The sequence below is a fragment of the Proteus sp. G2626 genome (genome assembly GCF_009915985.1).
GTDB classification, from domain to species: Bacteria; Pseudomonadota; Gammaproteobacteria; order Enterobacterales; family Enterobacteriaceae; genus Proteus; species Proteus vulgaris.
In genome coordinates this window covers 213404-234907 of the sequence record NZ_JAABNH010000013.1, presented here as the reverse complement: position 1 = coordinate 234907, position 21504 = coordinate 213404, and the positions used below count along the sequence as shown (strand labels likewise).

Here is a 21504-nt window from a genome sequence, read left to right as displayed (position 1 = left end):
CTACAGTATTCCGATATCTATTCATATCTATTGGAACTTAGATCTACCTGATCCCCAATGTGAGAGCGATACCATGAGCATTGTCGCTTGATAGATAGCCAATCCCTGCTTTTATTTTTACTTGGTTATCGTAAAATTTAATAGGAGTTTCTAATGCTAATGAAGTATTGTTAATAAAACCAAAAGATAATTCTCTATAGTCTTTCCCATAGAACCCACCGATGTCATTGGATAAGATTAAATTAAAATTCATACCATTTAAGTTAATTAAATCAGTCATAATATATTCACCACCAATAGACCATGTCCCTGTATTATTATTAACGTTTAGTTTTTTTTCGTTGCCAACGCTATTTGTAAACATATATGATACATGGCCATATATATTAAACTCATCATTATTATTTAATTTATTCGTATTTCTCAGCCCAAATTTTGGTGTTATATGAAATGTATTTATACTCCAATCTAATAAACCTTCATCACGCAATATTTCTTTCATTTTTTCATTACCATGAAATGAAGATTTATTATTCATATTTGAATAACCAAATTCTAATTCATTCTCTAATCTAAATTTTTCATTTATTGGATAGATGATTTTTGGTGCAGCAGAGAGGCTAAAAATATCCCACTGAGCACGCAAGTTACCTAGGGGGTCAATATTGGTTGGTGAGGATTTAATTTTAAGATAGTTACCATTTAACTTCATAGATAAGAAGTAATTTTTTGTTACATAAAGATTTTTGAATTCATAAGGTAAAGAATATTTATTATAGCTAAGTCCATCTGAGTTTAGTTTTGATGCGTTAATATCATTAGTCAATGAAAGAGCAAGTAATTTTGCATAACCCGCATTTAGATTTTCATCGCTATAGGCATTACATGCATACAATGTGTAAAACAAGAAAAATGATTTTAGATATAAAAATTTCATTATATATTCCTATTGGTAAGTGATAATAATGATTTAATTTTCATTATGTTAGCTTGATTAGTAACTAGAAAGAGTAAAATAGCAATAAAATAAGTTAAAAAAGCTTTACTAGAGCTATATTACATTAAAATTTATGGTAAAAAAATAAAATTGAATATGACATTTTATGATGATACTAATATGAATAATCGAGAATGATCCCGAATTTAAAACGATGGTAATGAATTGGAATACTCAAGTAGTTACACTTTATTAAATTTAAGATTTTCGTGATTATAATTTATAGGTAAGTAAAAAATTATAGAATATATTTTAATAAAGTGAAGTATTGAAATAATCTTATTTATATGGAGTTGATTAATATTATTAAGTTTATATTTATATTTAGTTGTACTGGGTAATTTCGTTAACCTTGCAAAATGAGTTTTTTATTAGAAATTATTTATTATTATAATGAGTATATTAAGCTTGAAGAGGTTGATGATTGATTATCAGAAGAATAGTTATTTATTTGATAAGAGAAGACAACAAAATATTACCCAATATTGCACGAGTTCTATCTAAATATTAATTTTCAAAAAAGTTAACAACTGGTTATTTATTTTAACAATAAATCAATCGATTGATTTATTAAAATAATATAAATTTGATAAAATAAGAAAAAATGATTTTCTTTTAACTAAGGTATATTAATAAGTATTAGGCTAGATAGTGTATAATAATATTAATATTTTTTATTTTAGGCTACGACGCTTCCTATCTCTTGATATAACAATATCTTTTGATACAACAATATCTCTTGATGATAAAACTGTTTCAGACCATGTTTTTATCATGGGGGACATTATTTCGGAATGAAGCAATAAACTTTGAGGAGAAACTCCTAATATTAGGGCAATGGTAATTAGCTGATCGACGGTTATTTTTATATGGCCATTTTCCAAGCGTGAATAGTGTTGTTGACTCATACCAAGTCTGCGTCCCATCTCAACACCTGTTATTTTTAACTGCTTTCTTTTTTGTTTAATTCTCTGAGCTACAACAATATTAACTGAATTCATATTAATTCCTCTTTTTAAGTGATATTACAGTAAAAATACTTAAAGATCGATATAAGCGATCAAAAATAGATTATTGATAGCTGATGACTATCAATTTTTACTTATTAAAAGATTTAAACCGTTTTACCTAAATCAAATAATTAGATAAATTACATTAGTATTTATTAGTATTTTTGTTTGTTGATGACGAAATAAGAGTGTTAATTAAGAATAATATGAGTTAATTAGCGTTTGCTCAGAAATGAAGATCCTTTTTTGATGAGGGGCGTTAAGAGAGATATAGGTAAAAATAAGTTAAATCCTTTAAAGGGTTATTTTTTATCATAAAATCGTATTCATTTGTCTAACTTACTTCTCAATTAATTAGCTTACCAAGTTGATTTTAAAAATGATTTTTTATGATATTGATGTAATAAGGCTATTGTAGCTGTTTTATCTTATTCGATAAAAATGTAAAATTTTTATGATATATTAAGTAATTCTAAACTAGAAAAGAAATTTAAAAAAAAGCTCCATTAGGAGCCCTTTATAATCATAAGAGTGACTTATAGCCTTTTAATGGAGAGGGTGATAAAAACCATTTTACATTATCATTATCATTAAATTTAATTTTCATTTCTAATAGCATATTCTCTGATAAACAGAATGGAAAAAAATGATAAAGATGAGAAACAAAAATAAATGCATCTCCTTCATTTTCAAAATAATTAGTATCAATAGTTAAGGTTAAAGATAAGCAACGATGTGGTTTCCCTTTTAAGATATAATCATAAGTATAACTCTTTAAATCAATACACCCTTCTAGTGAATGTTTTATTTTTCTCGTGATCTGTTTATCTAGCTCTGCATATATTAAATAATCACTCAGCATATTTTTAATTGTTGAGATAGACATTAACATAAACGCATTAGCACTATAATGTGATAATAAATGCCAATAATACTTATCATCAACAATAGGAGGAAAGCATTCTGATAATGGTGTTATATTTGTGAGTAATAAATTATCAGGTATATTCTCACTATGTGCATTTAATATACCAATACGGTTATCTTTATATTTTTCAAAACCAACATAGGTACAAGAAAAATGCAAACTAGGTGGGGAGATAAGTCCTTCACCTTTGTTATCATAAAAATGAACAGTATAGAATGTTCTTCCTGTAATATCTTTATCGATAGTTAATGAATAAAAAAGAGAGTTTTGATATTGAGGTAATAGACGAGACGCAGATGTTAGCTCTGTAATTGAATAAAAATGACAATAAATACCACGTTCCTTTTCATGCGGTTCAAGGGAAAGCATGATTTCAGATAAACTTGAAAGATAATGGTTATTTGGAATAGGCAGTAAATAAGATGATTTATTCTCTTGAAAATCAATGATAACTGTATGATCTTTCTCTTTATCAACGGTAGGAATGCAGTTAAGTAAAAAACAGTTTTGACATTGTTCTTTCGTTAGCGAAATTTGCTTATTTAAATAGATATTAATTGTAAATTGAGTGCTTTTTTCCCAATTTAACTGCTTGATAATCATTGGAATATCTAAGTTAATAAAGTGGTGAACATGAGGAAGATACAACCCCTCTAATAATTGTTGTGGCGCTTTCGGTGTGTTTTCTGATTGTGGAAAAATAGGATAATCTTTACCAATTTGAGAGTTAAAACAAAAAGTTGCATTATCACCATGATAACTTTGATCAGCATGTTTTAATTCAATATAGTCAAAATGCTGTGTTAACCCAAGTAACAAGGTATCTGCAATATTCTTGATTGGGCTAAGAAATAAATTTAGCGAGCAAGATTGTATATTCTCGATATTACCAAGATATTTAAATGTTAAAGAAATACAACTTTTATTGGGTTGGTGTGTCACTTTTTTCTCAATAAGAGAATAAGGCTCAATATATAAATCACGACAAGTTGAAAAACACTCGTTATTATTACCTAATGCACTGCTATTTTTAGGAATAAAATAACTGTAATTAATCTCCTTTTCACAGCTAATTTGAATAATGGATGTTGAGGGTATCCCTTTGATTGCTTGAGAGCCTAAACGTTGTAATAGAGGAAGTGTAATTTCAGGAAAGGCATCATCAATTTTTTCTTGTAAGTGAGCAGAAAGAAAAGCAAATCCTTCCATTAAATAGCTTGTTTGTGGATCATCTGGCTCTAAGACTTCTGCTAAATGTGGTTTTTTTTGCGCGTAGATTTTAGCCAGTTTTTGTAGATGTTGCTTTTCTTTTAAATATTTAATTTCGCTCATATTAATCTAATATCTAACCTTTAATAATATCTGTCATGATTTTTATTTTTAATACGAATAAGGCTTTAACCCTAACTCTTCAGCTTCTTTTTGAAGGAAATAATATCGTGCTAATAATCCATTAACGTCTGTATCAAGATTATTAATTAAAGCAGGTGAGATAGCCTGTTCTTTATTTATTGCTTGTGAAAACTCATATAGCTTATTCTCAATAGGAATTGATTTATTATGGCTTTTTTGGATTTCATAAATGGCTGTTTTTAAATAAGAAAGAGTAAAGCTTCCTCGATTACGTTCTTGCTGAACAATTCTGTCAGAAAGTTGTTGAATTAATTTATTGGTATCAGACCAACTACTGTCAATCGGTGTATTTTCTAATCGCGTGGTGAGGATATTTTGCCACTGTCGTGTAGCGTAAGACTGATCAGCATTATTAGGCCAAAGCTTTTTAGCCACCTCCAGCATATGATCTGATTTTCTTAAGGCAAATAGAGGGGACTGTTTTTCCATTAAAATAAGGTTATTTGCGTATGAACTAATATTCGGTTGATATAACCACTGTGTAATGGCACCTTCAGGTTGAGATGTAATAGCAGATAACTCTTTTTGCATCGGCAAATATAGCGATACACCAATAACAGTAAAAATAACACTGCTAGTGAATAGTCCAATAAGAAACCCTTTTTTTGCACTTATTGATTTTTTCTCAATAGGAGGATCGTCATATAAAACAACTTCGGTGATGGGATTAGGTTTAGACGCATTATTTTCCTTTATCTCATCAGATGGGCTGATATAGACAATAGGGGGGATCTTAACCGTAGCATTGTTACTTTTTTGTGTTGTACTTTTTGTTGTTTGTTCTAATGTTTTTGCTACATTTTGGAAAAACCAGAGTAAATTTTCTAGCTTTGGTAATTTCGGCCAATCTGTATAAGCAATTTGATCAATAATTAATTGTAGAGCTCTTTCTGAACGATAAATTAAACGTAAATCAGAAGGAGAAAAGGTTAATTGCCGTAATAAAGTACCCGCTTTGGTATTAAACCAATTTAATACATCACATCGATGATTTGATTGGAAAGGCCAAAGGTTATCCCATTGACTCACCACAATATTGGCAAGCAATTCACACCCTTCAGTAAAACCATTCAACCCATTAATATGAAGGCGAGCAAGTGTGTAATATATACCACTTTGCAAGTCGATACCGTGAGTTTTAAATAACGTTAATGAGAGAGACTCAATAAGTGTCCAACTGATCTCAGGCTGAGAAGGATGATTGAGTTTATTAAATTCCGCTTTTAATGCGATAAATTCAGGGATATCTAAAGGAGAGCCTGCAATTTTTATCACAAATTTTTCTTTTGGCGTATTCATGAAAGATCCTATCCCCTCATAAATATGAGGGGAAATCAGTTAATAAAGGGTTTCTGGTAATTTGAAGCGTGTAAATAATCCACCAAAGAAAGGATTATTAGATTCATCGATTGTGATCCGATATGTCATATCACCACCATCAAGAGTGAATTTCACATCGAAAGAGTGTGGTTTTATGTTGGTAAGTCTGCCACCATTAATTAGTCGCATTTGTGCCCAAGGACCGCTAAATAAAATAGCTCGCGGTGATTTATCGCCAGAAATAGGCACTAAAGTGAGTTTGCTTTCAACATTTGAACGCATTGAATTGGGCCAAACCATATGTACGGTATGGTTTCTTCCGTGGGAATAATCAAGTAATTGACCATCAAGATTTAAAACACTACGGCGCTTATTACCAGTCAGCGATAGCGCTTCAATAGCAAATTGCGCTTCTAAATTGCCTTGTGCATTAAAGAATGTCTTTCTAATTCGATTTGCAATTTCAAATTGTTCTAATACATCCGGACGAATAAGTGATTGGCCATCGCTGTTTTCAATCAGGTTATTTTCAACAAAAAGGCGTAGGTTTTGCTGATAGAAGCTATCTAATGTGCCATTCGGTTTAAAAAAACGTTCAAACTCACTTAAAGGTACATCTTGTGTAGCCACTGCGTTAAACGGATAACGACCTATAATGTAGGTATGATATTGCTTAACGACGGTTTCATTCCACTCAATTTCCATATAGCGGATTGCTTCTTTTTGTACAACATTCCAAGCTTGATCCGCTAATTGACCAACCCAACGATTCATTGGTTCAGGCAATGTTTTAGCTGATTGAGATAATTCAAAGATAATGTCGCGATTATTATCTTCAAGACGAGAGGTCACTGCTTTTAATGCCGCTTTACCTGGTACTGGTGAATTATAAATGCCTAATAAATAGCGATGTAATTCATTTAATTTTTGATTAAGATTTTGCAGGTTTTCACCATTATTACTGACTAAAATTTCAGTTTGAGGTGCAAATTCTTTATCTAACCGTATGAGTAATCTGTATTTTAATTCATTCATTAAGGCTTTTTGGTCAGCAACGGGCAGTGAGTTATCTATTTTGGGTAATGTTGTATTATCTTTTAATACTTGTAATGCTCGTCGTATTGGTTGTTCACCACTAATAATTTGTTCTAATGCATTAATTTCATCTTGTAGTGATTCAAATTCTCTTATTTCAAGGTTACTGATAGCAGCGCGCCATTGAGCTGTATAATCATTAAGATATTGTTCCGTGATTTGGCGTTGGATCTCTTTTCTATCACTTTCACTGTATTGGGTGTTTGTACTTAAATTTAATACCCATGCATCTAAAAAGGTCAGATCCACCAGCTCATCATTATGTTGAGTAAAATAGTTTGTTAACCCATACAGTGTAAGAAGTTGAGGCATTTGAAGTTTATCTTCATTAATAGCGGTAAAAATAGAGTCAAAGCTAGGGCCAACTTGATGACGTATATTTAATGGCGATGAGAGAACTTGGTTCGCTTTAAGGCGCAATGTTTGATAAACACGTTGATAAAGCGGTAAACGACTTAACTCTTTTTGCGCTGTATTGATTGGCTGAGTAAATGGTGTAAAAGCATTAATAGCAGTTACTTCACCTGCCTTGCGTTGAGCTTGCCAATCGGTATGTTTTAATGCGTATTGCAAATGTGACATTAATTGAGATTGAATATCACGCTGACCCGTAAATAGGCGACTCCAATAATTAGCCATAAAATTTTCAACAATCTCATTATTGCGTCCGCTTTTGTCTTCAAGCATGCGCATAATGCGCAATATCTCGAGTTTTTCCTCACTTCCTGCTTTGGCTTTATTTAACTCAATAAGTAAAGAATTCATTATTGAAGGCAAATAATGTTCTGTTATCAATTGAAGATAAACATTTTCGACATATGGACCTACATTCTTTCCTTGATATAACCCAAGATCAGAAAATAGATCACTTTTCTCACGATAATTACCATAAGCTAATGTGGCATCTAATAACGGATTTAATACGGCAAGTTGTTCTTTTCCGGCGGTATTTGTCGTAATAGTGGTATCAGAAGTGCGGAAGGCTTTTACTTCATTGAGTACATTTTCACCAGACTGATAGTTTTTGCTGTAATAGTGACTCCAGCCATTCCACAAAGCGATAATGCCAACAAAACTGATAGCAGAAGCTAATAGGACTCTTCTGCGATGCTTTTTAAGCCAAAATTGACTTTCAGCAGCCAGATTGGGCTCTGATAGCAAAACATCTTGAAAAAGTGATTGTGTAAAATAGCTGTGAGTTTCAGCAATTGGCCAAGTGGCTAAAGGTGCTGTTGGTAAATGATATTGCACAGATGCAGTTTGGCTAAAGATATTATCAACTTGCCCGACTTGTGTTGCAGATGTGAGATACACACCGCGTAATTTAATATCCTGTTGTTTATCACTAGATGCTAACGCATCAATTAGATTGGTTACGGTAGTTTTCAACCCTTGAATTTGTCTAATAAAACTAAATAATTTAGTGCGTTGGCTTTCATCTACACGATTAATCATCATCTCAGGAAGGGCGCTATTCATTTGGCTTACCCATTGTTCCCAAAATGCATTCAGCTCTTTTTCCCAGTTATTTTTATTATTTAATTGAAATGTCACACCCAAAATATCATCACGTTGTTTCGTTTCTAATGATTGAAACATCGCATCAAATCCCTGTAATAAATCGAGTTTTGTAAATACGATATAAATAGGTAATTGACTATTAAATGTGATGCGAATTTCTTGTAACCGCATATGCAATGAGGCAATAAATTGGCTATTTTTCTCTTTGTCGTTTGTCAGTAGTTGTAATATATCGATAGTAAGAATAATGCCATTCATCGGTTGACGAGCACGATGTTCATTTACCCAGATTAATAATTCATTCCATAGTCGATGATAAAGTTTTGGTTTTTCTAAAATGAGATTAGGCTGTGTAATTAACTTTCCTTCAGGAATTAATAATATTGCTTGATCAGCAAGTCGCATTTTTATATGTAAAGGCAGTTTTTTCTCGCTAATAATATTTTCAATAGGTGCAATATCTAAAGTATTTAGGCTATTTTTTAATAAGGTATTTTTGCCACTTTCATCAGTACCTAAAACAAAATACCAAGGCTTTTGATAAAACGCATTGGTATGTCCATTTTGATGTTTAATAAATTGTGATTTCCAGTAATTTAAATAACGAGTTTGGTGCTCAATATCATTACGGACAGGATCTACAATGGCTAATTCTACCTCTAATTTCAGCCCTTCAAGCTTTTTAACTCGAAGCCATGTTGCAATTCCAACCCAACTGACAACCACTAAAATAGTGATAACAGTCGCTAACCAACGTGCACTCAGTGAACGTAATGGATAATCACCTTTAAATTCGTAGTTTGCTCCCCACCACCAGATCCAAATAACAAACAACGCAGGAATTAAAGCAATTAAAAGTAAAAATAGGGATTTAATTTTTGATTTATCAGAATAGAAAAATTTTTTTATAAAATCTGCTATTTTTTTTCCAGAAAGAAATGACCAATTCATTATTATTCCCTATGAGAAAACGAGTTCTGTTGATGTTCCATTTTTGATGCCAATTGATTTAATAAATTGGGTTCCCACTCTGATAATGAATATCGAAGCGCATCCTGATAAAGCTGATTAAAATAAACATTTGCGATGGAACTCATTTTTGACGCTTCAAAAAGCTGAGCAGAAAGTAACTGTAGATAAAATCGTTGACGGGGTTCGGCCGTCACTGAAATAGCGTTATCAATCATTAATAATGCAGCATTAAGACCTTCTTGTTCAAAGCAATCCATAATTTCTTGTTGCTCATTATTGTGTCGTGATAACGAAGAGCTTACTTTATTGTTAGCTTGGTTTTCTAAACTCCCTAGCCATTGGTGGGTTTCTTCTGAAATAAAAGGCGTCATATCAGAGAAATAGAGATGATTAAGCTGAGGTAATCTGGTTAAAAACAGTGAAAGCTCTTGAGCAATTGCTGATGAAACATCGATTAGTCCTAATCGTTGTGCTGCTTGAGCCGCCATAAAATGCCCATCTAACCAATAAGGCGCTAGCGTTAAGCTCTGCTCAATATCATTAAGTAATGAGATTGAGGGGTGTGAGAGTTGCGCTTTGTAATCAGTCACTCTATCAATCGCCACGGCAGCTAAAGGGGTTTTACCTTGCTTATCGCTGATGGGAAGTGTTTGAATAGTGTGCCAAATGGCATATCGGCGTAGACGGTAACCGACGGCGTCATTTTGCGCTTGTTCACAAAGAATGCCTGCAACTTTTAATAATGTCTGTTTCCATTGGCGATCATCACTTTGATTAATTTCAACATGAGGTTGCTGTATTACAGGAGCAGGGATCATGTTCGCTGATGTTTCTGGTGATATTTTTATTTCATTCGCTGTTTCTAATTTGACACTTTCTGTCACAGCAAGGGCTGATTTTTGTGTATTTTCTATATGTTGATATGCTCGGCTTAATTCATCCACTTGTGTAGATAAATTAGGCTGATTGGAATGCCAAAATTGTGCTAAATAGGCAAACTCACCTAAAATTTCATCGCGTTGTTCAGGTGTGGCTTGCTGGCAAAAAATGTTTTTGACTGATTCAAAACGTTTAATAATTTGTTGTGCTAAACGGAGTTTTAAACGTGAATTATTTGGATAACTAGTATCCCAATAATGTTGTATATAAGTACTCGTAATTGTCGATGCCATCACAAGCTCTTCGGGAATACCTGCGTGTTGTAGCGTTCTTAAAAAATGTACAAGCAAGCGAAAATCTTTGGTTTGTGTAGCAAAGAGTTGTAATGCTCGACGCTGAATATCATCAATATCTAAAGTGCTGTGGCTTAGTGAGCCAAATTTTATCATTTCACTTTCGATATATTCCCAATCAGGGCTATTTTCATCAAGTTGACTGCTCACTTTGGCTTCATCTAAAGGCACTAAAAGCTGTTCTCGCCATGCACTGAGTGTTTTTGTTGTCATTATTATCACCAATGACAGGCTGAACGCAGAGGTTTTATCTCTTTGTTAATGCCTGAAATATTAAAGGTTAGTTGTTCATCATTTGCTAATTTGATGGTTAATTTTGTGCTAGAGAGTAATTGCTTGATTTCATCAATGCCGGGTATACCGCGACTCGCTTCAAGCAGATAACCGTCTTCTCGAAGAAACCATTCACTACTTAATTGGGTTTTATCTGTGATTAGCAGGACATTTCCGGTTGCTTGTTTTTTTGTTAGCGCAATTTGCATACGGGTAATATTGTCGATACAACTCAACATAAGGATGGGGCGAGGTGGCTGATATCCCATTGCTGGAATAGTCATAATAACGGGATAAGTGCCTTTATTGTGAGCTGTAACCATAAATCCAGCGGTGTGATTTTCACGTTTCATTTCATGCTCTACCGCTAAACGCCAAATATCACCCATCGCACTAACATCAACAGTAGAAACGGGTTTGTTTCCAACGTTAATTTGGTCATAGCAAGATAAGCGAAGAAGTTGAGATAGCTCTTTACGACACTCAAAGAGAGCTAGTTCAGTAAGATTGGTTTTATTTTCTTGCTCTTGTGCAAAAACGTGACTTATTGAAAATAGAGCGAGAAATATAAAATAAAGGGATCGTAAATAAATCATTTAAGACATCCATATTTTTTTAATTTATATAGAAGCGATCGCTTTGAAATATTTAAGTTTTCAGCAATTAAATTGAGATCGTCATTACTGTTTTCTTGTTGGTAACGCAGAATTGACGCTTCATAATGTTCAGTGGCTAAAGTAAGATCGTTCACCTCAGCAAAAGAATGAATTGGAGTTTGTGTTGGCGTTAAATTTGATACGGATAATGAAAGTAAGGTTTTATTTATTTTCTCTTCTTTTTCTTGTTGTAATTTCAATAAATATTGCAGATCGGCAATTTTCTGTTGTGATTGAGAAAATGCCAAAATGCTTTTTAATTGATGATGAAATACATTGCAGTAAATAGAAAAAATACCTTGCTCATAAATTGTTTCATCGAGATCTTCCCCTAACATAATAATTAGCCCATAAGGTTTATTATTAAGATCAACAAAGGGAATACTAAACAGTCCGCAATGCACAGGTTGTTTGGCGATAAATTGCTGTAAAGCATGATCGCTTATATAACTGCCTTGTTTTAAATCATTCCAGAGAATAGGTTGTGGTTGTGATAGAAGCTGGATCAACGGGTGATCCGCTTCTGTAATATCGACATCCAAATGTTTTTTCTCTACTTTTTCACTAAGATCAATACTCCAGCTCTCTAAACGGTTCTCTGATTTATTAATCATTGAAACAATGAGCGCGCTGAATGGACTACGAGGCATACTCAGCTCAAGAAATTGGCTGGTCAGTGAGTCCACATCTAAACAAGTTAAGAGAGAGAGCGCATTTTTCAGTCTGTGCTTCATAGTTCTACATTTACCTCTGCAATGAATTGGTTATCTTGTGTTGATAACCGTATCGTCCTGATATCTTCATTTTTTGCACTGTGTTGCAACAGAAGAAGTGAAAGAGGTGGTAATAACGCACCATCAATAATGGATTCTAAAATTCTTGCACCGTTTTCTGCTCTTGAAGCGCGGCGTAATATTTCATCGGAAACGGCCCCTTCCAGTTTGATCTCTGCGTGAAAACGTTGCGTAAGTAATTGGGTTAAACGTGTTAGTTTGTGAGCAATAATTTCTTTGAGAATAACTTGCGTTAACGGTAAGAATGGGATCACTTCCATACGCGCTAAAAGGGCAGGTTTAAAGAAGGTGGTTAATTCTGGATAGAGCACATCATGCAATTCATCCGGTTTATCGGCATTAGCCATAATGGCGTGATCACCTAAATTAGACGTTAGGAAAAACGCAACGTTTTTACAGTCAATAACACGACCTTCACCATCGGCTAATTCTCCTTTATCAAAGGCTTGATAAAACAGATTTAAAACATCGGGGTGTGCTTTTTCTACTTCGTCCAGTAGTACAACGGAATAAGGTTTTTTGCGAATAGCTTCGGTTAATACTCCACCTTCACCATAACCCACATAACCTGGTGGTGAACCAATTAGGCGAGAAACTGTATGTTTTTCTTGAAACTCTGACATGTTGATCGTGGTGAGATATTGTGTTCCACCAAACATCAACTGAGCAATTTGAATTACTGTTTCTGTTTTACCAACGCCACTTGGCCCGGCTAATAAGAATGCCCCTAATGGACGGCCTGAACGGCGTAAATCGGCACGAGCGGTTAATAAATGCTTATGAAGATGTTTGATTGCAAGTGATTGGCCTTTAATACTTTGCTCAAGGTAGGTTGGTAGCTCTGCCACTACTTGTAATGCATCTTGTGATAAGCGATTAAGTGGCACGCCAGTCCATTCCGCAATCACAGCAGTAATTTGTTTTTTATCGACATGGGGAGAGACTAATAGAGAGTGTTGATGTAATTTATCTAACTCTTTATTTAGCGTATTTAATCGAGATTTCAGTTTAGCCTTATTATTTTCAATGTCGTCACTGTTTGCTTCTTCTTCAAGTGATTTAGTTAATGTTGATAATAAAGTTGACCGTAATTCGATAGTTTCACGAACAATATTTTTCTGCTTTTCCCACGCCTGTTGAAGCATTTCAATTTGTGTTTCAATCTCAATAGACTGATTTTCTAATATCGCCAAGCGCCCTGAATGATCTTTTAAACCTAATTGCTGTTCGCGCATTAATACATCGAATTCCATCTTGGTTTGATGACGTTGCGTTTTTAATGCTGATAGCTGTTTAGGAGGAGTTGAAAGATTGATAGCCGCACGAGCACAAGCGGTATCAAGTACATCAATGGCTTTATCTGGAAGTTGGCGTCCTGAAAGATAACGTTCACTTAATTGTGCTGATGCACAAAGCGCTTCATCATCAATAAAGACGTGATGTGCTTTTTCATAAATAGAGCGCAATCCACGCATAATAATAATGGCTTCATCAGCGGTGGGCTCTTTGACTTGAACAAGTTGGAAACGGCGCGCTAGTGCTGCATCTTTTTCAAAGTATTTTTTATATTCACTCCATGTGGTTGCGGCAATGGTACTTAATTCGCCACGGGCTAATGCAGGTTTTAGCAAATTGGAGATATCTAAGCCACCTTGCTGATTTCCAGCACCAATCAAGGTATGGGCTTCATCAATAAATAAGATAATAGGAGTAGGTGATTGTGCTACTTCTTGCATAATGCCTTTAAAGCGTTTTTCAAATTCCCCTTTAACAGCCGCGCCTGCTTGTAATGCACCTAAATCCAGTGTTAATAACTCACATTCTTTGAGTTTTTCGGGAATTTCACCCGCAATAATGCGTAAAGCTAATCCTTCAATTAAGGCACTTTTACCCACACCCGCTTCACCGACCACCACAGGGTTGTTTTTCCGACGACGACAGAGAATATCAATCATTAAATCAATTTCATGGTCGCGACATAAAACAGGATCGAGTTGGTTATCCTTTGCTTGTTGTGTCATATTTTGTGTAAAACGTGCAAGCATAGAGTCTGATTGAACATAGCTATTGGATGATTTATTCGCTTCTGTTATTGGTGCTTCAGCAGATGTTAGTGTCCATTCATTAAAATTGAGTTTGAGTTGTTCTCGATTGATTTGCGATAGTAATTCCGCCGCTACTTTTGAGAGATAACGATGGGGCATTTGCAATAAAGTGAGTAATAAAGCACCTGAACGTAATTCGTTATGGCTAAGTTCTGCTGAAGCCAGTAGCCAGCTATCTTTTAGCCATTCCACTAACAGTGGTGAAAAATTAGGGTAACTTTGTGTCGCGCTCTGTTGTTGTACTGTGTGGAGATTTAAAAGCTCCGTTAATTCAGTGGGATTGATATCAACTTTATTAAAGATAGTGCGGATATCCGTCAGTGGTGTTTCCAGCAGTTGTTGTAATAATTGATCTACTGTAATTTCGAGTTGCTGGTGACTTACACAAAACGCAGCCGCATTTTCTAAAGCGTGTTTAGCAATAGGGTGAAGTCTATTAACTAATGTTGAGAGATCAATCTGGATCATAAGGGCGTCCTAGCTAAGAAGTGTATTAAGCTGTTCCAAAATATTGAGAGTTTGATGTCTCAATCTAGAAGCATAAACAGTGTAAATAATAGTGGCGAAGATCAGTGAGCCAATGGCGATATAACGAACCCCAAAGCGCTGTCCTAAACGGTATTGATGTGATTTATTTCCATTTTCTTTATATAAAATAACAGACTGAGGTTCACCTTTAAGTTGTTGGATTTGCTTTTGAAGTTGGCGAAGTAATTTATTAAAGTCATCCCCATAGCCATTGCTGACTTTATAGCGACCGCGATAGCCAAGGCATAAGCAGAGATAAATAAACTCTAATAAATCGAGGTAGCGTTTGGGCTCACCTAATAAGCGCTCGATTAATACGAAAACTTTTTCGCCACCCCAAGATTCATTGTGGAAATGAACGAGTAAGGATTGTTTTACCCAATTATTATCTTGATCCCAACCCAGCTCTAATGCTGTTTCATCAATAAATGTGCATAACACATAACGGAATGAAACAATGGCACCCGGTTCATAACCGTGAGTTTGAAGTTGTTGCTCAATGGCTTGAATGTCAGTCACTACTTGCTGAAAAAGTTTGTCTGATAGTGGTGTTGCAGACATTGATTTCATTCTAATCACCATGCCCAATAATGGCGTTGCAGTATCAATCATTGGGTTAATGTTGTTACCACGTAATGGCAATTGATATGATTTATGGCTCACCTTTTTTTCAGCGATCTCTTGGATTAATGATTGATCACTCATGTTGCGTTCCACTTCTTATTGCCCAAAGTTGAATATCAAGTTCGGGGAATTGTCCTGATACGTGAAATGCAATATTTCCGTGTTTTTGTATATCAGCCCATGATTCGCCTTGAGGATCTAAGCGGAAATAGGTATAGCCTGAGTGATATGGCAATTGACGAGGGGCTGTGGATAACGGAATAAAACCCACGCCAGGCATCTGAACACTGACTAAATCACGAATTTGATTCACTGAAGTCACTTTAGCCTGTTGTGCGAATTGTCGGCGCAGTTGCTCTTGAGGTAACTGAGCGCGCACTGCAATAATAAATTCAGCAGTTTGCAGAAGTTGCCTATCATGAATTGTCGCAACTTGAATACCGTGTTCTTGTTTTTGTAATGGGATCGGTACCGCTCTTGGTGTTAGAACCACACTTAGCGCTTGTCGAATGGATTTAATCAGAGGTAAAAAGCCAGATGCCAAGTCATAGTGTCGATAACTCGGTAATTTATCAGGCAAACGAGAGCCATTAGTAAAGGTTTGAATTTCACCATTAAATTGAAGTAGCTCTTTAAAGAGTTGCTCTGGGTGGACGACTGTCTGCTTAGATAAATGTGAAAATTGAGGATAAGCGCGGTTAAGTAGCTGTAGCATCATAAATTCAGCCACATCGGCAATTCCTTGCTGACCGGGAGAGCCAATTCTTTCTGCTATTTGGCGGCCTCGTTCAAATAATGCACCTTCAACTTCGGCTAAAAATTCCGATAAAATAGGGCAAATTCTTGAGTTTAAGCAGGTAGGAATGAAGTTTTTATCTAGAGTTAAACTCCCATCAGCACTAATTTCTCTTATTTTGCAAATCGGAAGCATTACATAAGCATCTAATTCTGTTTTTCCTAATTTCAAAATAGGATTGAGCTTCGCAATATTAAGCTGGCTGATATCCCCATTCTCAGTATGCAAATCACGTACTTGTGTTAACACACCGTTATAACGGGCTAACAAATGATTGCCATTATGGGAATGAGAGATTTCACTGACTGTACTGTTTTGTAATGGCAATGCTAAATAGACAACATTGTCACTGCCTTCATGAATTTGTGAAATATCAATAGGTGAAGGAAGATTATCTTGTTGTGGAATAGAAAATAGTGTGCCATCAGGCATAATGCCGGCGGCTTCTTTAAGACCAATACGACCAAGACTTAATAATTCCGTATTTAGCGTCAGTTGGCTTAAGCCATAATAATGAGCGTGGTAGGTTTTGATCAGCGTTTCAATCATGTAATCTTGGTAACGTTGCTGTTGCTGAAAATGTTGAGGTTTAATAAATAACCCTTCATGCCATATCACTTTATTTTTTGTCGACACTGTTATCGTTCCTCTTCTTTTCTAAATTCAATTTCATTTTCTTTGATATGGACTAGTAGATTGTAATGGCGACCAATCCCATTGATTTTTAATATTTTTTTCCATTGAGTAATATTGACATCGGAGTAATAAGCGATGATCCCGATATACTTATTCTTTTTATCCAACTCAATGAGATCGAGTGGTTTATATTGATCAGGCAAAAGAGTGTAATCTTGATGATCGATATAATTTCTTTTTAATAGCTTTTTCAGATCGCAATTTTCTTCAATAATTTGGTCTTGATCTAAAGAAGCAAAGAGCGAATCTTCATTCATATAAACAATTTGTAATTGGACGGGGGTTGCCTCTCCTTGATCGTTAGGATTGATTTCAGGATCTGCTAATAATGTGAATGCAACGACGGAAGGTTGTTCTTTTTCTGCTCCTACAGGCGTTGAAGGATCCCACATGACTTTGCCTATTTTTGATATTGCTTCAAACGGGCCACTACACCCACTAAGTTGAGTGCTTGCAAAAATAAGAAAGAGATAAGTCATGAGTGTTTTTATCGGCATATCACACCTCATCAAGCCCTTTTCTTAAGGCTCGGTCATAAGCGTGGATATAAACCTCGTAAAATAGCTTCTCAAAACCTTGTTGGCGGGAAGATGCTAACTCATTGTAATAATTGGTATACATATTCCAAGCCCAAGCACTGTCATTTGAATTGTTATCGTAACTACGGCGATAATGAGAAAAGCGTTTTAATAAATGCTCTGGAGAAAATGCATCTAACAGGGTAGCTAATGCAGCGGAAATGGCTTCTTGATTGGCATGATAATGTAATTGCACATTATGTAAGCTTTCTGCAACAGCCGAAGGTGCAGATAAATGCACAGGGCTACGTTCATCCGTAAACATTAAGCGCATAACACTGTCATATTCATTATTTAAACGAAGCGGGTTATCTTCGATTGGTCGCAGTTGTTTATCTTGTAAATTTTCTTGCTGTTGTAATGCCAATAAACCTTTAATTGCAAATTGCGTCGTTTTTCCTAATTCAATAAGAAAATCATTCGCTTGCTGGGTGTTTTTTAAGTTAAGGTGTACACCTAGCCCTTTCATTAATGGATTAATTGCGACATAGTCTACGTCTGCATTTGTTTCATTATCTTGAGACGTTATTTCTGGCAAATCCATAAACTCCTGAACCATGAGATCTCCCTGGTTATCTGAACGAGGCGAAGAAAGAGAGTAGTGATGAGTGTTAGAAGATGATGACTGAATAAGCTCTAAGCTTTCGCTCTCAAGGGCTTTTAATGGATCATGCGTCATGGAGCCTGAAACCGTTGGGGCTAAAGGCATATGGCTTTCGGTTTTATGAACAGAAGGGGAATTTTTTTGTAGCAAAGGATCTAGCGGATTATCATCAGTCTCGATCAACGATTGTGGTGTCATCGCCATAAGATCAGGTTTATTGTTTTGCGTTAAATTGATATTAACGGATAAAACAAGTTGCCCAATTTTGACCTGATCATTTTGAGATAAACAGACCGCCCCAATATGAATAGGGATCAGAGCATTATTAATATAAATAGGCTCTGAAAGCGTTTTTAAACAAAACTGCTTATCTTGCCAAACAATAGCGCATTGTGTAGGAGCAATAGAGGATTGAGTATCTTGTATCACCCAGTGAGATTGTTTATTGCTACCAATCGTGCCACCAAGTTGGGTAAATTGACTATTCGGTACATAGCCACTTTCCAGCAACTCACTATTGATTAAGCGAAAAGAGATTGTGGGTAAATAATTATCCATAAATATTATTCCAAAATAGTCATTGTCACACTGGGATTGACTTCAGGTTTTCCTAGAAAGCTTTGCCAACCTAATTGGTTGTGTTGCGCTCTGCCTAGGCAAATTCCATTCGTTTGTTTGTCCGCAATACGTAGGCGTAAATCCCACGCAAGTTGCTCGTGCATGATGTAAGAAACAAAAGTAATGAGTGACAAAAAATCTTTGCCATTGGGAAGAAACGACATATAGCGTTCAATGGATAATTCACTGATTTCAATCGTGAACTTTCCATTGCAATCATAAATATGAGAGCCAATATTAAAATTCTCACCTAAAACCATTTTAGGTCGAGATTTCTGTCCTGAATGACGAGTAATAATGCCTAAACGATTTTGTTGATCTTCTGGAATAGGCACTTTGCGTATTTCCCATCCGATTAATTCAACTTTTTCTAAATCAAAACAGTGAGAAATTAAGCTACAAATAACATCAGGAGAACGACTTGGACTAGCAAGTAATCCGGCATAAGCAAGCATTTTGCTGTGGTTGATATTCATTATGCCACGATTGGTTTCACTTCCTAATCCCACAAGTGAAAACATATAACGAGAAAATGCATCATGCCCACCATCTTCAAAGCAAATGTAATAGCGGTATTTACGCCATATACGATGAAGTAATGTGACTAAGCGATGATTAAATAAATTAAGATAATCCGTTAATTGATTTGCTTGCTGCGCTTCCTCCCATGCGAAATGATCAAGATAATAACCGGGTAATGGTGATTGGCTACCATGTAATCCTAAAAAAGAGACTTCTAAATCAAACTGACCTTGTTCATCTTGGCGCAAGGAAACAACATCTCGAGTTGGAAATGCCGTATTGGCGCTTGATCTAAACTGAATAAAGCTTTCATTATTGAATGCTGTTTTTTGAGAATACAATTTATTAAGCAACTCAACTAATTGATAGAAACTATATTCAGTAACAGATTTGCCCGCTTTTTTATTTAGCCAGCTTTGTATTTTCTCAATATCTGTTATTTGAGTATTTGCTGGTTTATTTTCGCTGGCCAAAGATAAATATCCTTATTATCTAAATTAATAACTTCCAATTCATGAAACATATTAACGCTGGTATAAAGGGTAAAAAATTGTGCTAATACAGAACAAAATAGATACATGGCGCCTTCTGAAATAAACGCATTTTGGTGTATTGATAATGTTGTTTTTACTCCTCGGACAGGCAAACCTTTATATAAGTATTCGATAGACTCTGTTTTTAAATCAGTGATTGCATCAAGACACTTTTGAGACTGACGTGCAGATTGTTGAAAAAAACTCGCTTTAAAATCATACAACTGTAAAATTTGTTTAAGTGCCGTTAAACTTAATAAAGATTGATAATTAATGGATAAATTAGTCAACTCAGACCAATACAGCGTATTTCCTAATAAAGGATAAAGCGCTTTCGTTGGCTTAATAATATTGCTGGTAGATGAAATGCCAGCAATAGCAGTATGCTCATAAAAATTTATTGAATGAGATGATAATGAAGAGGCTAAAGTACGATTAGTACAGTTCATTGAGACTGAAATACTTTCTTCACAGTCGAGTAAATTTTCTTCATTATTTCGCACAAAAGACAAGGTATGTTGATAACCATAATTAGATTTATGGTGTGCGATTTTTAAGCGATAATAGCCTGTTCTTTCTGGGTTTTCTTGATTATTTTGATGATGAAAACTTTCAAAAGCAGTGTAATGAGTAATATAGGACTTCTGATTAGGAATATAACGCCAACCTTGAATGGTATTTATTGAAAAAATATCATAGCAATCTTGTTTTTTATGGCTTTTATTCAGAACATATTCCGTTTCTTTTCCCGTTAAATTAATCGCCTCACTCTCAGATTTAAATAAATTAACTGCAGGTACGCAATTAATCTTGATGCTCTCTTCAGTGATAAGCATTGCTTCTGGAATATCACATTCAAATTGAATTGATAATGTAAAAGCATCCGATCTTAATGCAGGTGGGAGATTGTCTAATCCCTTTATGGCAAGAGACAAAAATGCTTCAGGAAAACAAAAATACTCTTGTAATAAGCGATATCCGTCATAGCTATTTTTAGGATAAGGCAAAAGGGAGTCTTCAGGATGAAAGCCAATAGGCTCAACAGAAAAATGTTCTAATGTAATTTGATGTTTAACTGTGGCTATTTTTGCTTTTTTTATTTTGCTATTTAATAAATAAAATAACTGAGTCGTTGTATAAGAAAGCCCATTAAGGTAAATACACAGTTTCTCTAAGCCAACTGCGGCTAGCGACTGTAATTGGTTTAGAGAAAAATGAATATCCAACGTATCTTTATTTTGAGTAATACGTGTTATTTGTATGGGTAAAACCCATAAATCGCGACATTGTGTAAATTGGCATTGATGCCAATTATCATCATCATTTTGAGCCAAGTCATTTTGAACATATAGTGGGCGACTACTAAATGGTTGCCCTTTGGTTATTTTAATAGCGTGTTCTTGAGATGGCTCTGTGCGGTATTCCATAACCGTCATACTAGGAAATGGACGAGCGTAAGCAGGCCATAACATATTCACTAAACTGTTTGTTAGTTCAGGAAATTGCCTATCTATTTGTTCTCGTAAATTACCCGATAAATAAGCAATACCATCTAAAAGGCGTGCGACGTCAGGATCACGCACTTTTTCAGATATTTGATTAATAAGCTGCGGTTTTTCAGTTGCAACATACTGTTCAAGCTTATTGAGATAGCTTAATTCATTATCAAAATAGTGATTTGAAGACATA

15 protein-coding genes are annotated in these 21504 nt (G+C 34.9%); all 15 read right to left on the bottom strand.

The features are described 5' to 3' along the window. Positions 1–43: 43 nt before the first annotated feature. The gene (locus GWJ05_RS07655) at positions 44–937 is read right to left on the bottom strand and encodes a hypothetical protein (protein ID WP_087803150.1); all 894 of its coding nucleotides are present in this window, start codon (positions 935–937) and stop codon (positions 44–46) included. A 734-nt stretch (positions 938–1671) separates the two neighbouring features. Continuing rightward, positions 1672–1998, bottom strand: coding sequence for a helix-turn-helix domain-containing protein (locus tag GWJ05_RS07650; protein WP_036935158.1), 327 nt, complete (start codon positions 1996–1998; stop codon positions 1672–1674). Positions 1999–2530: 532 nt separating this feature from the next. After that, positions 2531–4267 carry a type VI secretion system baseplate subunit TssF gene (locus GWJ05_RS07645; RefSeq protein ID WP_036935156.1) on the bottom strand — a complete coding sequence of 579 codons (1737 nt, stop codon included), beginning with the start codon at positions 4265–4267 and terminating at the stop codon, positions 2531–2533. A gap of 48 nt (positions 4268–4315) precedes the next feature. Continuing rightward, a complete protein-coding gene (locus GWJ05_RS07640) occupies positions 4316–5647 on the bottom strand; it encodes a VasL domain-containing protein (protein ID WP_087803153.1) in 1332 nt (443 codons plus the stop codon). Positions 5648–5686: 39 nt separating this feature from the next. After that, positions 5687–9235 (bottom strand): type VI secretion system membrane subunit TssM, encoded by a 3549-nt coding sequence (tssM, locus tag GWJ05_RS07635; protein ID WP_161681266.1) that lies wholly within the window; start codon positions 9233–9235, stop codon positions 5687–5689. 2 nt (positions 9236–9237) lie between these two features. Continuing rightward, the gene (gene tssA / locus GWJ05_RS07630) at positions 9238–10701 is read right to left on the bottom strand and encodes a type VI secretion system protein TssA (protein WP_036935147.1); all 1464 of its coding nucleotides are present in this window, start codon (positions 10699–10701) and stop codon (positions 9238–9240) included. A gap of 5 nt (positions 10702–10706) precedes the next feature. After that, positions 10707–11357, bottom strand: coding sequence for a type VI secretion system-associated protein VasI (gene vasI / locus GWJ05_RS07625; RefSeq protein ID WP_036935145.1), 651 nt, complete (start codon positions 11355–11357; stop codon positions 10707–10709). After that, positions 11354–12151: a hypothetical protein gene (locus GWJ05_RS07620; protein ID WP_036935142.1), complete on the bottom strand. Its 798-nt coding sequence runs from the start codon at positions 12149–12151 to the stop codon at positions 11354–11356. Before GWJ05_RS07620 ends, vasI begins: the two co-directional genes overlap by 4 nt. Beyond that, positions 12148–14784 (bottom strand): type VI secretion system ATPase TssH, encoded by a 2637-nt coding sequence (tssH, locus tag GWJ05_RS07615; RefSeq protein WP_161681265.1) that lies wholly within the window; start codon positions 14782–14784, stop codon positions 12148–12150. The genes GWJ05_RS07620 and tssH overlap by 4 nt, the downstream gene beginning before the upstream one ends. Positions 14785–14793: 9 nt before the next feature. Then, positions 14794–15549 (bottom strand): type IVB secretion system protein IcmH/DotU, encoded by a 756-nt coding sequence (gene icmH, locus GWJ05_RS07610; protein WP_103004936.1) that lies wholly within the window; start codon positions 15547–15549, stop codon positions 14794–14796. Further along, on the bottom strand, positions 15542–16900 hold the full coding sequence (gene tssK, locus GWJ05_RS07605) for a type VI secretion system baseplate subunit TssK (protein ID WP_036935135.1): 1359 nt from the start codon (positions 16898–16900) through the stop codon (positions 15542–15544). The genes icmH and tssK overlap by 8 nt, the downstream gene beginning before the upstream one ends. A 2-nt stretch (positions 16901–16902) precedes the next feature. Continuing rightward, positions 16903–17457, bottom strand: a complete 555-nt coding sequence (gene tssJ, locus GWJ05_RS07600; RefSeq protein ID WP_161681264.1) for a type VI secretion system lipoprotein TssJ — start codon at positions 17455–17457, stop codon at positions 16903–16905. A 1-nt stretch (position 17458) separates the two neighbouring features. Further along, positions 17459–18700 (bottom strand): type VI secretion system-associated FHA domain protein TagH, encoded by a 1242-nt coding sequence (tagH, locus tag GWJ05_RS07595; protein WP_087803163.1) that lies wholly within the window; start codon positions 18698–18700, stop codon positions 17459–17461. Between the two features lie 5 nt (positions 18701–18705). Next, positions 18706–19755, bottom strand: coding sequence for a type VI secretion system baseplate subunit TssG (gene tssG, locus GWJ05_RS07590; protein ID WP_036935126.1), 1050 nt, complete (start codon positions 19753–19755; stop codon positions 18706–18708). After that, positions 19719–21503 carry a type VI secretion system baseplate subunit TssF gene (gene tssF, locus GWJ05_RS07585; RefSeq protein WP_161681263.1) on the bottom strand — a complete coding sequence of 595 codons (1785 nt, stop codon included), beginning with the start codon at positions 21501–21503 and terminating at the stop codon, positions 19719–19721. Before tssF ends, tssG begins: the two co-directional genes overlap by 37 nt. Position 21504: the final 1 nt, after the last annotated feature.

Excerpts from the sequence above, each read along its gene's own strand:
- GWJ05_RS07655 (WP_087803150.1), bottom strand. The coding sequence starts at position 937 with ATGAAATTTTTATATCTAAAATCATTTTTCTTGTTTTACACATTGTAT.
- GWJ05_RS07650 (WP_036935158.1), bottom strand. The coding sequence starts at position 1,998 with ATGAATTCAGTTAATATTGTTGTAGCTCAGAGAATTAAACAAAAAAGA.
- GWJ05_RS07645 (WP_036935156.1), bottom strand. The coding sequence starts at position 4,267 with ATGAGCGAAATTAAATATTTAAAAGAAAAGCAACATCTACAAAAACTG.
- GWJ05_RS07640 (WP_087803153.1), bottom strand. The coding sequence starts at position 5,647 with ATGAATACGCCAAAAGAAAAATTTGTGATAAAAATTGCAGGCTCTCCT.
- tssM (WP_161681266.1), bottom strand. The coding sequence starts at position 9,235 with ATGAATTGGTCATTTCTTTCTGGAAAAAAAATAGCAGATTTTATAAAA.
- tssA (WP_036935147.1), bottom strand. The coding sequence starts at position 10,701 with ATGACAACAAAAACACTCAGTGCATGGCGAGAACAGCTTTTAGTGCCT.
- vasI (WP_036935145.1), bottom strand. The coding sequence starts at position 11,357 with ATGATTTATTTACGATCCCTTTATTTTATATTTCTCGCTCTATTTTCA.
- GWJ05_RS07620 (WP_036935142.1), bottom strand. The coding sequence starts at position 12,151 with ATGAAGCACAGACTGAAAAATGCGCTCTCTCTCTTAACTTGTTTAGAT.
- tssH (WP_161681265.1), bottom strand. The coding sequence starts at position 14,784 with ATGATCCAGATTGATCTCTCAACATTAGTTAATAGACTTCACCCTATT.
- icmH (WP_103004936.1), bottom strand. The coding sequence starts at position 15,549 with ATGAGTGATCAATCATTAATCCAAGAGATCGCTGAAAAAAAGGTGAGC.
- tssJ (WP_161681264.1), bottom strand. The coding sequence starts at position 17,457 with ATGCCGATAAAAACACTCATGACTTATCTCTTTCTTATTTTTGCAAGC.
- tagH (WP_087803163.1), bottom strand. The coding sequence starts at position 18,700 with ATGGATAATTATTTACCCACAATCTCTTTTCGCTTAATCAATAGTGAG.
- tssF (WP_161681263.1), bottom strand. The coding sequence starts at position 21,503 with ATGTCTTCAAATCACTATTTTGATAATGAATTAAGCTATCTCAATAAG.